Below are 12,925 nucleotides of genomic sequence, written 5' to 3'. Positions count from 1 at the left end.
GGCGCTGGATCGATCTGGAGACGCTGACCGTTACGGGCCGCGACCACGCAGCATCGAGACCACAGCCAGGATCAGGAACACGACAAACAGGATCCAGGCGATATTGGTCGCGGCGCCAGCGACGCCGCTGAAGCCGAGTACACCGGCGATGATGGCAACGACAAGAAAAATAATGGCATAACGAAGCATGGGTTGATCTCCTAGGTCCCGTGGCGGTTCGGGTGCCACCCTATGCGGCCGGAAGTCGCGATCAGGTGACGGTCATGTACCTGACTTGCGAATTTTTCAGGCGGATGAGTCCGTCGTGAAGGGAAACCCTGGGAACATAGCCGAAATCGCGCGTCGCCGGCGCCATGTCGTACCAGTGCGTGGTGCTGAGCTGCTCGGCCAGGAAACGCGTCATCGGCGGTTCCCCGGACAGGCGCAGCACGGGCCACACCGCTTCGCAGATCGCGCCGATCGCATATGCCACGCCGAACGGCACCGTCCTGTCGACCTGCGGGGCGCCGGCCGCGGCCAGCAGCGCATTGACGATCTCGCGCACCGTCGTCGGTTCGCCATTGCTGATGAAGTACGCGCGGCCGGCGCAGGCGGCGCCGGGCGCCAGATGCGCGAATGCGTCGAAGTGAGCCTGCGCAGCGTTGTCGATGTACGTGGTGTCGATGCGGTTGTCGCCGTTGCCGACGAAGCGCAGACGGCCGGCCTTGGCGCGCTCGACCAGACGCGGCAGCAACTGCTGGTCACCAGGCCCCCAGATCAGCCGCGGACGCAATGCGACCGTCGCGAGCGTCGCATCGTTGGCCGCGAGCACCGCCTGTTCGGCGATCTTCTTGGTGGTCGCGTATGGCGCCTTGAAGTGTTCGCCGTATGGCACGGTTTCGGCCGTGCCGCCTTCGACCGGATGCGTCGCGCGATGGGTCACGCTGGGCGTGGAGGTATAGACCAGCCGACCGATGCCGTGCGCACGACAGGCGTCGAGCACGTTCTGCGTGCCGAGCACGTTGGCCCGGTGGTAGCTCTCGTAACTCCCCCAGGCGCCGGCCTTGGCCGCGTTGTGGAAGATCGCGTCCATGCCCTGCGCTGCATTGGCCACGGCCGCGCCATCGGCGAGATCGCCGCGCACCTGGCGCACGCCGATCGCGTCGAGTTCCGGATAGTGGCCGCGGTTGAAGCTGGTGACATCAAAGCCGCGCTCGACCAGGCCGCGACACAGCGCCTGCCCGAGGAACCCGCCGCCGCCGGTGACGAGAAGTTTCATGCGATCTCCTGTGTGCGTTTTGCCGCCCACACGGCCAGCGCCTCACGGCCGATCTTCGCGTTGTGGCGGATGTCGACCGGGAACCCCGGATGGAACAGCACGCGCTCGATGCGCGCGGTATGCACATGGCCTTCGCCGATGTGACGCAGCTCGTCGGCGATGCGCGCGTGCTCGCGCTTGGCGATGCCGGCGCGCAGTTCCACACACAGCACCGGCGTCTGCCGGCCCGCGGGGCCGACACCGACCAGCGCGGTGCGGCGTACTTCGGGATGCACGTTGAACACCGGCTCGACCTGTTCGGTGCACAGGGTCCCCTCGGTGGTCACGACGCGATGGCCCTTGCGGCCGCAGAACCACAGCCGGCCTTCCGCATCGAAATAGCCGAGGTCGCCCATGCGGTGGACGATGCGCGTGCTGCCGTCAGGCAACGTCTCGGTGATTTTCGCCAGCCGCGTCTGCGCGTCGCGGTTGAAATAGGTATCGGTGGCGCTGGGCCCGGCGACGGTGATCTCCCCGACCTGCGCGCCGGGCACGCACAGTGCGTCGGACCAGACCGGAATCGCGCCGTCGTCGACGCGGATGATCCGCACCTCGTTCGGCGGCACCGGTCGGCCCACGCAGGTGCCGGCGCCCTGTTCGGTGCGCGTGCGCAGTTCCAGCAGTTCGCGGCCCTCGACCACCGCCACCGGCAGGCACTCGGTGGCGCCGTAGGGCGTCCAGAAGCGCGCATCGCCCGGCAGCAGCTCGAGAATCCTCGCGACCGTGTCCGGCGGCACCGGCGCGCCGGCCGAGGTCACCCGGCGCAGCGTCGGCAGCGGCCTGCCGTCCTTCGCAAGCACGCCCATCAGCGCCGGCGACCCGAACAGCTGGTCCACGCCGAAGCGTGCGATCGCCGCATGCAGCTTGTCGGGATCGGCATTCGCCGGGCGGGTGGGATCCATGTCCGGGATGATCGAGGTGAGCCCGAGCGCGGGATCGAACAGCGCGAACGGCGGAAACGTCGGCAGGTCGATGCCGCCGGCGGCGATGCCGAATGCGCCGCGCAACATGTCGATCTGGGCAACGAAATGCCGGTGGCGATAGACCACGCCCTTTGGCACGCCGGTCGAGCCGCTGGTGAAGAGGATCGCGGCGACATCGTCGGCCTTCGTCGCGGCCAGCTGCGGCCCGGCGCCCGCCCCGGCGCGTTCCACCTGCGCCAGCGTGGCATCGGCCAGCCACGCGCGGTGACCGGTGGTGATGCGGATACGCGCCGATTTCGCCCAGCCCAGCAGCGTGCGCGCGAACTGCGCCAGCGGAATGCCGATGAACGCCTGCGCCTGGGCTTCATCCAGGCACTGCTTGAGCGCGCGCCTGTCGATGCCCGGGTCCACCAGCACCGGCACCGCGCCGGCCTTGAACAGCGCGAACATCAGCAGGAAGAACTCGGGTGTGGGGCGGACCATCAGCACCGCGCGCGTGCCGCGGACGATGCCGCGCCGGGCGAGTCCGGCAGCGATCGCATCGCTGCGTGCGTCCAGCGCGGCATAGGTCAGTGCATGCGCCTCGCCGTAGCGGCCGTCGGGGCCGGGACAACGCATCGCGATCCGGTCGGGTCGCTCGCGCGCGAGCCGCGGCAGGGCTGCGGCGATGTTGACCGCGTCCGCGGCCGGGGAGATGGGTGCTTGCATCGGCGAGAGGATACCGGGCCGCCGCACGCGCACGGCCGGGGACGGATTAGGATGGCCGCTTTCCCGCACGGACACCGCCATGCGCGTTCCCCGCTTCCCTGCTCCGCTGCTGCTCGTCCTGATGCTCTCCTTGTGGCTGCCGGGCTGTGCCAGCGCCGGCAAGCAGCGCAGCGCCCTCGAGAGCGCGCAGCATGCATGGTCGTCGGCGGTGCGCTGGAACGATCTGCACGGCGCCTGGCAACTGGTCGATCCGGAGTACCGCACCGCGAATCCGGCGAACGCGCTGGACTTCGAACGCTACGCCCAGGTCCAGGTGACCGGTTATCGGGAGGTCGGTGGCCAGGCCGGGCCGGACGAGGCACTGCGCGAGATCCAGATCGGCGTGGTCAACCGCCATACGATGGCCGAGCGCACCGTGCGCTATACCGAGCGCTGGCGCTGGGATCCGGGCGCCGGCACCTGGTGGATCACAGATGGTTTGCCCGATCTGTGGGCGGGCGAATAGCGGCTGCGGCCCCTGGCGCCGGGCAGCCGCGGCGTTGTGCGACAATCGCCGCCCTCCGACGCACCGCGACTGATCCGTGAATTTCGAAGAACTTCTGGCCTTCCTCGGCCGCAACCAGATGTTGTCGCTGGTCTTCGCCGCCCTGACGGTGGCGATCATCGTCAATGAGATCTCGCGGCTGTTCCGCGGCTTCAAGGCGCTGCGTCCGGCCGAACTGACCGTGCTGATGAACCGCGAGAACGCGCTCGTCGTCGACCTGCGGCCCTCGGCGGACTACGCCAAGGGCCACATCCCCGGATCGAAGAACGTGCTGATGAGCCAGTTCGACCCGGAGAGCAAGCAGCTCGCACCGGCGAAGGCCCTGCCCGTGGTGCTGGTCTGCAAGACCGGCAGTACCGCGAGCGACGCCGCCAAGCGGCTCAAGAAGGCCGGCTTCGCGAACGTCTACGTCCTCGACGGCGGCATCGGCGGCTGGCTGCAGGCCGATCTGCCGCTGGTCAAGGGCCGCGGCTGAGCCCAGGTTCCGTCCATCGGCGGGTGCCATAATCGGCGATCCCGCTTCCACCCAATTTTCTGCTGGAGTCGATCCACATGTCCGAAGAACAGACCACCAACGGCGCCAATGGCGCAGCCCCGGCGCAGCCGGCCGGCGCGCAGTTCAGCGTCGAAAAGATCTACGTCAAGGACGTCTCGTTCGAATCGCCCAAGTCGCCGGCGATCTTCAACGAGCAGGCCCAGCCGCAGCTCAACATGAACCTCAACCAGAGCGTCCAGCGCGTCGGCGACAACGCCTACGAAGTCGTGCTGGGGATCACCCTGACCTGCACCACCGGTGAGGACAACGCCAACACGGTGTACGTGGCCGAAGTGAAGCAGGCCGGCGTGTTCGGCCTGGCCGGTTTCGACGGCAATACCCTCGATGCGCTGCTCGGCACCCAGTGCCCGAACGTGCTCTATCCCTACGCCCGCCAGCTGATCGGCGACCTGATCCAGGCCGGTGGCTTCCCGCCGTTCCTGCTGCAGCCGATCAACTTCGACGCGCTCTACGCCGAAGGCCTGCGCCAGCGCGCGCAGCAGGGCGGCGAGCAGCCGACCACCGACCAGGTCGGCAACGCCTGAGCGTGAGCGATCCGAAGTCCGCGGTCGCGGTGCTGGGCGCCGGTTCCTGGGGAACCGCGCTCGCATCGCTGATCGCACGCAATGGCCACCCCACGATGCTGTGGGGTCGCAACGCGGCGCAGGTCGAGGCGATCGACCAGCGCCACGAGAATCCGCGTTATCTGCCGGGCATTCCGTTGCCCGACACCCTGCGCGCGACCACCGACCTGGCCCACGCCATCGAAGGCGCCGGGCTGATCCTGGTCGTGGTGCCCTCGCATGCGTTCACCGAAACGCTGGCCCTGCTGGCGCCACTGCGCACGGCCGGCGTCGGCGTGTCGTGGGCGACCAAGGGTTTCGAGCCGGGTTCGGGACGTTTCCTGCATGAAGTGGCCGGCGACCTGCTGGGTGGCGACGTGCCCCTGGCCGTCGTCACCGGCCCCTCGTTCGCCAGGGAGGTCGCTTCCGGCCTGCCGACCGCGATCACCGTGCAGTCCGAGGACGAAGCGTTCGCGCAGACCGTGGCCGACGTGCTGCACGGCCCGACCTTCCGCGCCTATACCGGCACCGACATGCGCGGCGCCGAACTCGGCGGCGCGATGAAGAACGTGCTGGCCGTGGCCACCGGCGCGGCCGACGGCATGGAACTGGGCCTCAACGCCCGCACCGGCCTGATCACCCGCGGGCTCAACGAGATGCTGCGGCTCAACCGCGCGATCGGCGGCCGGGCCGAAACCCTGATGGGCCTGGCCGGTCTCGGCGACCTGGTCCTGACCTGCTCCGGGGATCTGTCGCGCAACCGCCGGCTGGGCCTGGCGCTGGGCCGCGGCGAGAAGCTCGAGGACGCGGTGCGCGCGATCGGCCAGGTGGTCGAATCGGTGCAGACCGCCGACGAGGTCATGCGCCTGGCCGAGCGGCACGGCATCGAACTGCCGATCTCCAGCAATGTCCGCGCGGTGCTGCACGGCGATATCACCCCGGCCGAAGCTCTGGGCCGGTTGATGGCCCGCGAGCAGAAGCCCGAGTTCGAATAAGAAGCTCGGGCCGAAGGCCCGACCAAAGCCCGCCTCCCTCCGGGAGAGGGAGGCACCATCCGCAAAGCGGATGGTGGGGTGAGGGGAGGCCTCGCCAAGGCGCCCAAAGCACCTGCATCTCCCTCCGGGCACCTTCCCCCGAGGGGAAGGACAACACAGGGGGCGCCGCGAGCTGCGACTGGAATCCCTCGACCTCTCCGACCCAAAAAGAAACCCGACCATTGCTGGCCGGGTTCGGTCGGTTTCCGGGAGAGAGACGCGCCGGGAAAGCGCTGGGGACCGGAAACCGTGGGGCGCGCGGTGTGGCGCTTACCAGCGCAGGCGCGGGCCGATGAACCACTGGGTGTCGCCACCCTTGATGAGCTTCACGTCGCCAGCCACGCCGAAGTTCGGGGTGAACTTCCACTGCGCGCCGAGGCGGCCATAGAAGTCGCTGTCGAATCCGTCGTCGAGGTGGTCGTAACCGGCCAGTGCGTAGCCTTCGAGCGCCGGCAGCAGCACGCTGCGCGCGCCGACCTCGACCGAATAGCCGTCACCGTTGATGCCGTGGCCGAAGTCGAGCTTCTGGTAGGCCACGCGTGTCAGCAGGTCGGTGCGCGGCGAGACTTCGTGGTTGTAGCCCACGCCCAGACGCCACTGATCGCGGTCGAGCGGACTACGATCCACGCTTTCGCGGGTGTAATCGCCAAAAGCATGGAAGTTGGGGTGGAACGCGGCGGAGCCACGGATCGACCAGCCATCGGAATCGACGTCGCGGTCGAGGGGCGCGATATCGGACTTGCTGGCCGAATAACCGCCTTCCAGATAGGTGTAGGACAGGCCGTCGGCGGCATGACCGGCGAGCGGCAGCGCGGCCGCAAGGACCGCAAGAGACAAACGCTTCATTCGGGGGATATCTCCGGCCGGCGCCTGCTTCGGGCGCGGCTCTATTCTGTGACAATGCGAAAAAATGCCGGCCCGGGTGAAGGGGGGAGGGGATGCTTCGAGGGGGCGAAGCAGATCACCCGGGCCGGTGAGATCAATTCTCAGCTGCTCCCTGCAACCCGCGCTGAATATTGAACCGGCAAGTGTAGGATTTTTCCGTCTTCGCGAGGATCGTGCCGCCCGGACCACGTGGCGATGGCGCTTAAACCCCCGCGCCGGCGAATCCCTGCTGCCGCCAGGCCTCGAACACCACCACGGCCACCGCATTCGAAAGATTCAGACTGCGGTTGCCGGGTCGCATCGGCAGGCGCAGGCGCTGGCCGTCGGGCACGCGTTCGAGGACCTCCGCCGGCAGGCCCCGGGTCTCCGAGCCGAACAGGAAGGCATCACCCGGCGCGAACGCCGGCGTATCGAAGCACCGGCTGTTGCGCGTACTCAGCGCGAACAGCCGCGCCGGCCGGATCACGCTCAGCGCGGCGTCGAGATCGTCGTGCACCTGCAGCGTCGCGTATTCGTGGTAATCGAGGCCGGCGCGGCGCAGGTTGCGGTCGTCGAGGTCGAAGCCCAGCGGTCGTACCAGGTGCAGGCGCGCGCCGGTATTGGCGCACAGCCGGATGACGTTGCCGGTATTGGGAGGGATCTCGGGCGTATGCAGGATGACGTCGAACATGGGCCGGGCCGGGCTGCGGGCCGGCCATTGTCGGTCACCAGGGCAGGGACGCGCCGGTCCAGTCGAGGAAGCGGCCGCTGTCGGCCGCGCCCAGGCCCGCGATCACCCGGCGCAGGCCGGCGACCGATTCCTCCGGGGTCTCGGTCGCCTGGGCACCGCCCATGTCGGTGCGCACCCAACCCGGGTGCAGGGCGACGACGACAATGCCGCGCTCGCGCAGCGCATGCGCCAGCTGCACCGTGGCCATGTTCAGCGCGGCCTTGCTGATCGCATAGCTCGGGGTGCCGAACCGGGTGGTGCCGGCGATCGAGCCGAGCTGCGAGGACAGATTGGCCACGCACGCGCCGTCGGCGAGCAGCGGCGCCAGCGCCTGGGTCAGCAGCAACGGTCCGACGACGTTGGTCCGCAGGCTGTCGTCGAGGATCTCTTCGGTCAGCGCACCGAACCGCTCGCCGCCATGCAGCACGCCCGCGTTGTTGACCAGCAGGCCGATCCGCGCCTCCCTGCCGGCCGCCAGCGGCCATTCGCGCGCCAGTTCCTCGCGCGAGGCTGCGTCGCCGACATCCAGCGGCAGCACCTTGAGATGACCGGGATACTCGGCGGCCAGGGCATTGAGCGCCTGCGCGCGGCCCGGCTGGCGGCAGGTCGCGACCACGCGCGCGCCATCGGCAAGCAGTTGCCGGACCAGCTCCAGGCCGAGGCCTCGATTGGCACCGGTGACGAGGGTCCAGTGGGTCATGGCATGCGCTCTCGATCGGGAACAGGGCGATGCTAGTCGCGCGCTGATGAGTGGCGGGTGGCGGGCGATGGTCTGCCGGGCGCCGGGCGGACGCGTACAGCGCGTCTGCAGAACCGGCTTCGTCGACGAATGCGCCCCATCCGCCATCCTGGGCCGGGTGGAGACCCCGGAACCGGACGCACGCAACCGTCGGCGGATCCCGCTCCATGACCTGCGACCCGTGCCGTACGGCCCGCGGCTGGCTACGATGCGGGTCCAATTCCGTCCACTCCAAGGCCCGGCATGTCCGCTGACCGTCTCCGTACCGCTCCGTCCCGTCCGCGCGCGGCCCTGCTCGCGCTGGCCACCGGGCTCGCCCTGGCCGGTATCGGTGCCGCGCCGATGGCCTGGGCCGCGCCGCCTGCCGCAACCGCCGGCGTCGACATTCCCTACGAGACGTTCACCCTGCCCAACGGCCTGCGCGTGGTGGTGCACACCGACCGCAAGGCGCCGATCGTCGCGGTGAACATCTGGTACCACGTGGGCAGCAAGGACGAACCGGCCGGCCGCAGCGGCTTTGCGCACCTGTTCGAACACCTGATGTTCCAGGCCAGCGAACACCACGACGGCGAATTCTTCGACCCGTTCAAGCAGGTCGGCGTGACCGACCAGAACGGCACCACCAATACCGACCGCACCAACTACTTCCAGAACGTGCCGACCACCGCGCTCGACATGGCGCTGTGGATGGAATCGGACCGCATGGGCCACCTGCTCGGCGCGGTCGACCAGGCGGCGCTCGACGAACAGCGCGGCGTGGTCCAGAACGAGAAGCGCCAGGGCGAGAACCAGCCCTACGGCCAGGTCTGGGACCGGCTGAGCCGCTCGCTGTATCCGAAGGACCACCCCTACCACCGCGGTGTCATCGGCTCGATGAACGATCTCAACGCGGCCTCGCTGGACGATGTCAAACAGTGGTTCCGCACCTGGTATGGCCCCAACAACGCGGTGCTGGTGCTGGCAGGCGACATCGACCTGGCCACGGCCAGGCGCAAGGCCATGCAGTATTTCGGTGACATTCCCGCCGGCCCGACCATGGCCCAGCCGCAGGTCGACGTGGCCAAGCGCCCCGCCGACACCCGCGAGACGATGCAGGACCAGGTGCCGCAGGCGCGTATCTACCGGGTGTGGAACGTTGCCGAGCTGGGCAGCGTCGACATCGACCGTCTGCAGGTGCTGGCGAGCGTGCTCGGCGGCGCGAAGGCCTCGCGACTCGACCGGCGCCTGCTGCACGAGGACAAGCTGGTCGACAACATCAGCGCCGGCGCCTGGCCGTCGCAGCTGGGCTCGAGCTTCGGCATCATCGCGACCGTCAAGCAGGGCGTGGACCCGGCGATGGTCGAAGCGGCGATCGACGAGGAACTCGAGCGACTGATCGCCGAAGGTCCGACCGCCGACGAACTCGAGCGTGCCAAGACCTCGTTCCGCGCCGGTTTCGTGCGTGGCATCGAGCGCATCGGTGGCTTCGGCGGCAAGGCCGACGCGCTGGCCGAATGCACCGTCTACGAGGGCGACCCGGGCTGCTTCCGCGCTTCGCTGGCCAATGTCGCGGCGACCACCGCCGAGGACGTCAAGGCGGTCGGCGCGAAATGGCTCGACGTCGGCAGCCACACCATCACCGTGGTCCCGGGCGCGCGCGCGCCGCTGGCCGAAGAGCCCGCCGTGACCCCGGCGCCGCTGACGACGCCCGCGCCGGATCGCAAGTTCACCACCACGCGCAGCCGCATCGACCGCAGTACCGGCGTGCCCGAGACCCGCGAGTTCCCCGAGCTGAAGTTCCCGGAACTGCAGCGCGCGATGCTCTCCAACGGCACCGAAGTGATCCTCGCCCGGCGGCCGGAGATCCCGGTCGTGCAGCTGAGCTACGAGTTCAAGGGCGGCTACACCGCCGACCAGGGCCGCACGCCGGGCACCGCGAGCTTCGCGATGAGCCTGCTCGACGAGGGCGCCGGCGGCCTGGGCGCGCTCGAGTTCGCCGACCGCGTGGAATCGCTGGGCGCGAGCATCGGTGCGGGCGCCTCGCTCGACGGCAGCAATGCCTACGTGTCGGCGCTCAAGGAAAACCTGGACGGATCGCTGGCGCTGTTTGCCGACATGCTCCAGCGTCCGAACTTCGAGCAGAAGGAGATCGACCGCATCAAGGCGACGTGGATCGCCGGCATCGCCCAGGAGAAGGCGCGCCCGGCCAGCGTGGCGATGCGTGTGCTGCCGCCGCTGGTCTATGGCCAAGGCCACCCGTATGCGATCCCGTTCACCGGCAGCGGTGACGAAGCCTCGATCGCGAAGCTCGGGCGCGAGGACCTGCTCGCCTTCCACCGCGACTGGGTGCGTCCGGAAGGCGCGACCCTGATCGTGGTCGGCGACACCACGCTCGAGGAGATCGTGCCGATGCTCGAAACCCATTTCGGTGCCTGGCGCGGCACCGGTCCGGCGCCGGCACCGGTCGAAGTGGCCGAGGTCGCGCGTCCCGCCACCTCGCGCGTGTTTCTCATCGACCAGCCGGGCGCGGTGCAGGCCAACATCTTCGCCGCGCAGGTGATCCCGCCGACCAACGATCCGGCCTCGACCCGCTTCGACATGGCCAACACCGTGATCGGCGGGGATTTCACCGCGCGTCTCAACATGAACCTGCGCGAGGACAAGCACTGGTCCTATGGCGCGCGCAGCTCGGCGAGCGGCACGCTGGGCCAGCGTCCGTGGATGGCGTCAGCGCCGGTGCAGATCGACAAGACCGCCGAAGCCATGGCCGAGATGCAGCGCGAGTTCGCGGATTTCGCCAGCGGCACGCGCCCGCCCAGCGAGGCCGAGCTGGCCCGCGCCCGGGCGATCAACACCTTGAGCCTGCCGGGTGCCTACGAGACGGCGTGGTCGGTGATGTCGACCATCGGCGGCAACGTGCGCTTCGGCCGGCCCGACGATTACGTGTTCCAGCGCAAGGCCGAGATCGAGTCGATGACCGTGTCCGACCTTGCCGGCGCGGCGGCCAGCATCGATCCCAGGGCGTTGACCTGGGTGGTGGTCGGCGATCTTTCGCAGATCGAGGCACCGGTGCGCGCGCTGGGATTGGGCGATGTGCAGGTGCTCGACGCCGACGGCAAGCCGGTCGCCAGCGCGAAGCGGTGATCGTCCACTCAGGCGATGCCCGCCACACTGGCGGGCATCGCGGCACCACCCTCGAAATCTACGGAGCGTTACCGATGCGCAAATCCCTGGCTGTTGTGATGCTGTTGTCCCTGTCCGCGGCGGGGTGCACCTGGGTGCACATGTCGCCCGGCGCGAGTGCGGTGCGCGTGGTCAGCGCGGCGCCCGCCGACTGCAGCAAGCGCGGCGAGGTCGAGGTGTCGGTCAAGCACAACATCGCGTTTGTCGACCGCAATGCGCTGCGCGTGCGCGAGGAACTCGAGACGCTGGCGCGCAACGAGGCGCCGGGCCTGGGCGCCGATACGATCAGCCCGCTTGGCGAGCCGGCCGGCGGCAGCCAGCGCTTCGCCGCCTGGCAGTGCGGTCGCTGACAGCGTGGTGAAGGGCTCGGCTGCACGTTAGCGGCCGACCCGCACGCCGCGGGATCCACTAGCATCGGCTGATCTCCGGTTCGAGGATCCGCCGATGCATCGTCTTGCTGTCGCGTTGCTGTGTGCCTGCGCCACCCTGCCCGCCCTGTCACGCGCGCAGGAGGCGCAACGGCCCGAAGTCGCCAGCGCCGCATCTGCATTGCAGGCCCGGGTGGTCGACTGGCGCCGCGACTTCCACCAGCATCCCGAACTGGGCAATCGCGAGACCCGCACCGCCGCCAGGGTGGCCGAACATCTGCGCAGTCTCGGCCTGGAGCCGACCACCGGCGTCGCCCACACCGGCGTGACCGCGGTGCTCAAGGGCGGACGCCCGGGTCCGCGCATTGCGCTGCGCGCCGACATGGACGCGTTGCCGGTCACCGAGCAGACCGGACTGCCGTTCGCCTCCACCGCGACGGCGACCTATCGCGGCGAGACCACCGGCGTCATGCACGCCTGCGGCCACGACGCGCACGTGGCCATCCTGATGGGCGTGGCCGAGGCACTGGTCGGCAGGCGCGAGCAGCTGGCCGGCGAGGTGCTGTTCGTGTTCCAGCCGGCCGAGGAAGGGCCGCCCGACGGCGAGGACGGTGGCGCGTCGATGATGCTGGCCGAAGGCGTGTTCCGCGACTTCAGGCCCGAGGCGATCTTCGGCCTGCACGTGTTCTCGACCCTGCAGGCGGGCCAGCTCGGCGTTCGTGGCGGTCCGCTGATGGCGGCGTCGGACCGCTTCGCGATCAAGGTGACCGGGCGACAGACGCATGGCTCGCGGCCGTGGGGCGGCATCGATCCGATCGTCGCCGCCGCAGACCTGATCGGCAGCGCGCAGAGCATCGTCAGCCGGCGCACCGACATCTCCGCGCTGCCGGCGGTCGTCACCTTCGGCGCGATCAAGGGCGGCATCCGCTACAACATCATTCCCGACTCGGTAGAGCTGGTCGGCACGATCCGCACCTTCGACGAAGGTGTGCGCAACGACATCTTCGCGGACCTGAAGAACGTGGCCGAGCACGTCGCCGCCGCGCATGGCGCGACGGTCGATGCGCAGGTGCCCGACACCACCGGCAACCCGGTCACCGTCAACGATCCGGCCCTGACCGCGCGCCTGCTGCCGAGCCTGCAGGCCGTCGCGGGTGCAGGCAACGTGGTGGAGACGCCGCTCAACATGGGCGCCGAGGATTTCGCGTACTACGCGAAGGAAGTGCCGGCGATGTTCTTCTTCGTCGGCGCGACCGCAGCGGGCAAGGATCCGGCGACGGCGCCGAGCAACCATTCCCCGCAGTTCGACCTCGACGAGTCGGCCCTGGACCTGGGCCTGCGGGCGTTGCTGCAGGTCAGCCTGGATTATCTGGAGGCGGGCGCGGGCTGAGGGTCCGCGCTGCGACGTCGATGCCGCAGCGCGCGTCGTCCAGCGGCCCTGCGGGCCTGCGCGGCGCG

At 69.3% G+C, this 12,925-nt stretch carries 13 protein-coding genes; 7 read left to right on the top strand and 6 right to left on the bottom strand.

Features of this window, described 5'->3' with window-relative positions:
• Positions 1–30: 30 nt before the first annotated feature.
• The 3 genes from EGK76_RS10585 to oleC form a co-directional block, all read right to left on the bottom strand.
• A complete protein-coding gene (locus EGK76_RS10585; RefSeq protein ID WP_096296750.1) occupies positions 31–189 on the bottom strand; it encodes a DUF1328 domain-containing protein in 159 nt (52 codons plus the stop codon).
• 61 nt (positions 190–250) lie between these two features.
• Positions 251–1,258 (bottom strand): 2-alkyl-3-oxoalkanoate reductase, encoded by a 1,008-nt coding sequence (oleD, locus tag EGK76_RS10580; protein ID WP_123832576.1) that lies wholly within the window; start codon positions 1,256–1,258, stop codon positions 251–253.
• Positions 1,255–2,928: an olefin beta-lactone synthetase gene (gene oleC / locus EGK76_RS10575; RefSeq protein ID WP_123832575.1), complete on the bottom strand. Its 1,674-nt coding sequence runs from the start codon at positions 2,926–2,928 to the stop codon at positions 1,255–1,257. The genes oleD and oleC overlap by 4 nt, the downstream gene beginning before the upstream one ends.
• 79 nt (positions 2,929–3,007) lie before the next feature.
• Between oleC and EGK76_RS10570 the strand changes: the two genes are divergently transcribed.
• The 4 genes from EGK76_RS10570 (at position 3,008) to EGK76_RS10555 (ending at position 5,565) form a co-directional block, all read left to right on the top strand.
• Positions 3,008–3,433, top strand: coding sequence for a hypothetical protein (locus EGK76_RS10570; RefSeq protein WP_233580259.1), 426 nt, complete (start codon positions 3,008–3,010; stop codon positions 3,431–3,433).
• Between the two features lie 76 nt (positions 3,434–3,509).
• Entirely contained in the window at positions 3,510–3,947 is a 438-nt protein-coding gene (locus EGK76_RS10565) for a rhodanese-like domain-containing protein (RefSeq protein WP_096296753.1), read from the top strand.
• A 77-nt stretch (positions 3,948–4,024) separates the two neighbouring features.
• Positions 4,025–4,552 (top strand): protein-export chaperone SecB, encoded by a 528-nt coding sequence (secB, locus tag EGK76_RS10560; protein ID WP_096296754.1) that lies wholly within the window; start codon positions 4,025–4,027, stop codon positions 4,550–4,552.
• Positions 4,553–4,554: 2 nt separating this feature from the next.
• Positions 4,555–5,565, top strand: a complete 1,011-nt coding sequence (locus tag EGK76_RS10555) for an NAD(P)H-dependent glycerol-3-phosphate dehydrogenase (RefSeq protein WP_123832574.1) — start codon at positions 4,555–4,557, stop codon at positions 5,563–5,565.
• 309 nt (positions 5,566–5,874) lie between these two features.
• Here the strand turns inward: EGK76_RS10555 and EGK76_RS10550 are convergent, their stop codons facing one another.
• From EGK76_RS10550 to EGK76_RS10540, 3 genes are all read right to left on the bottom strand, one after another.
• Entirely contained in the window at positions 5,875–6,450 is a 576-nt protein-coding gene (locus EGK76_RS10550) for a diffusible signal factor-reguated Ax21 faimly protein (RefSeq protein ID WP_123832573.1), read from the bottom strand.
• Between the two features lie 241 nt (positions 6,451–6,691).
• Positions 6,692–7,159, bottom strand: a complete 468-nt coding sequence (locus tag EGK76_RS10545) for a tRNA (cytidine(34)-2'-O)-methyltransferase (protein WP_123832572.1) — start codon at positions 7,157–7,159, stop codon at positions 6,692–6,694.
• Positions 7,160–7,193: 34 nt separating this feature from the next.
• The gene (locus EGK76_RS10540) at positions 7,194–7,898 is read right to left on the bottom strand and encodes an SDR family oxidoreductase (protein ID WP_123832571.1); all 705 of its coding nucleotides are present in this window, start codon (positions 7,896–7,898) and stop codon (positions 7,194–7,196) included.
• A gap of 282 nt (positions 7,899–8,180) precedes the next feature.
• Between EGK76_RS10540 and EGK76_RS10535 the strand changes: the two genes are divergently transcribed.
• The 3 genes from EGK76_RS10535 to EGK76_RS10525 all read left to right on the top strand — a co-directional run bounded on the left by EGK76_RS10535 (position 8,181) and on the right by EGK76_RS10525 (position 12,857).
• Positions 8,181–11,060 (top strand): pitrilysin family protein, encoded by a 2,880-nt coding sequence (locus EGK76_RS10535; RefSeq protein WP_123832570.1) that lies wholly within the window; start codon positions 8,181–8,183, stop codon positions 11,058–11,060.
• A gap of 74 nt (positions 11,061–11,134) precedes the next feature.
• On the top strand, positions 11,135–11,449 hold the full coding sequence (locus EGK76_RS10530; protein ID WP_096296760.1) for a DUF4156 domain-containing protein: 315 nt from the start codon (positions 11,135–11,137) through the stop codon (positions 11,447–11,449).
• Positions 11,450–11,543: 94 nt separating this feature from the next.
• The gene (locus EGK76_RS10525) at positions 11,544–12,857 is read left to right on the top strand and encodes a M20 family metallopeptidase (protein WP_123832569.1); all 1,314 of its coding nucleotides are present in this window, start codon (positions 11,544–11,546) and stop codon (positions 12,855–12,857) included.
• The last annotated feature ends 68 nt before the right edge of the window (positions 12,858–12,925 follow it).

Origin of the sequence: Luteimonas sp. 100069, assembly GCF_003813845.1 — a bacterium.
Classification (GTDB): Bacteria; Pseudomonadota; Gammaproteobacteria; order Xanthomonadales; family Xanthomonadaceae; genus Luteimonas; species Luteimonas chenhongjianii.
This window is presented reverse-complemented; position numbering and strand designations above follow the sequence as displayed.

Coding starts and splice junctions, on each gene's coding strand:
- oleC (WP_123832575.1), bottom strand. CDS start 2,928: ATGCAAGCACCCATCTCCCCGGCCGCGGACGCGGTCAACATCGCCGCA.
- EGK76_RS10585 (WP_096296750.1), bottom strand. CDS start 189: ATGCTTCGTTATGCCATTATTTTTCTTGTCGTTGCCATCATCGCCGGT.
- secB (WP_096296754.1), top strand. CDS start 4,025: ATGTCCGAAGAACAGACCACCAACGGCGCCAATGGCGCAGCCCCGGCG.
- EGK76_RS10530 (WP_096296760.1), top strand. CDS start 11,135: ATGCGCAAATCCCTGGCTGTTGTGATGCTGTTGTCCCTGTCCGCGGCG.
- EGK76_RS10545 (WP_123832572.1), bottom strand. CDS start 7,159: ATGTTCGACGTCATCCTGCATACGCCCGAGATCCCTCCCAATACCGGC.
- EGK76_RS10525 (WP_123832569.1), top strand. CDS start 11,544: ATGCATCGTCTTGCTGTCGCGTTGCTGTGTGCCTGCGCCACCCTGCCC.
- EGK76_RS10550 (WP_123832573.1), bottom strand. CDS start 6,450: ATGAAGCGTTTGTCTCTTGCGGTCCTTGCGGCCGCGCTGCCGCTCGCC.
- EGK76_RS10535 (WP_123832570.1), top strand. CDS start 8,181: ATGTCCGCTGACCGTCTCCGTACCGCTCCGTCCCGTCCGCGCGCGGCC.
- oleD (WP_123832576.1), bottom strand. CDS start 1,258: ATGAAACTTCTCGTCACCGGCGGCGGCGGGTTCCTCGGGCAGGCGCTG.
- EGK76_RS10540 (WP_123832571.1), bottom strand. CDS start 7,898: ATGACCCACTGGACCCTCGTCACCGGTGCCAATCGAGGCCTCGGCCTG.
- EGK76_RS10570 (WP_233580259.1), top strand. CDS start 3,008: ATGCGCGTTCCCCGCTTCCCTGCTCCGCTGCTGCTCGTCCTGATGCTC.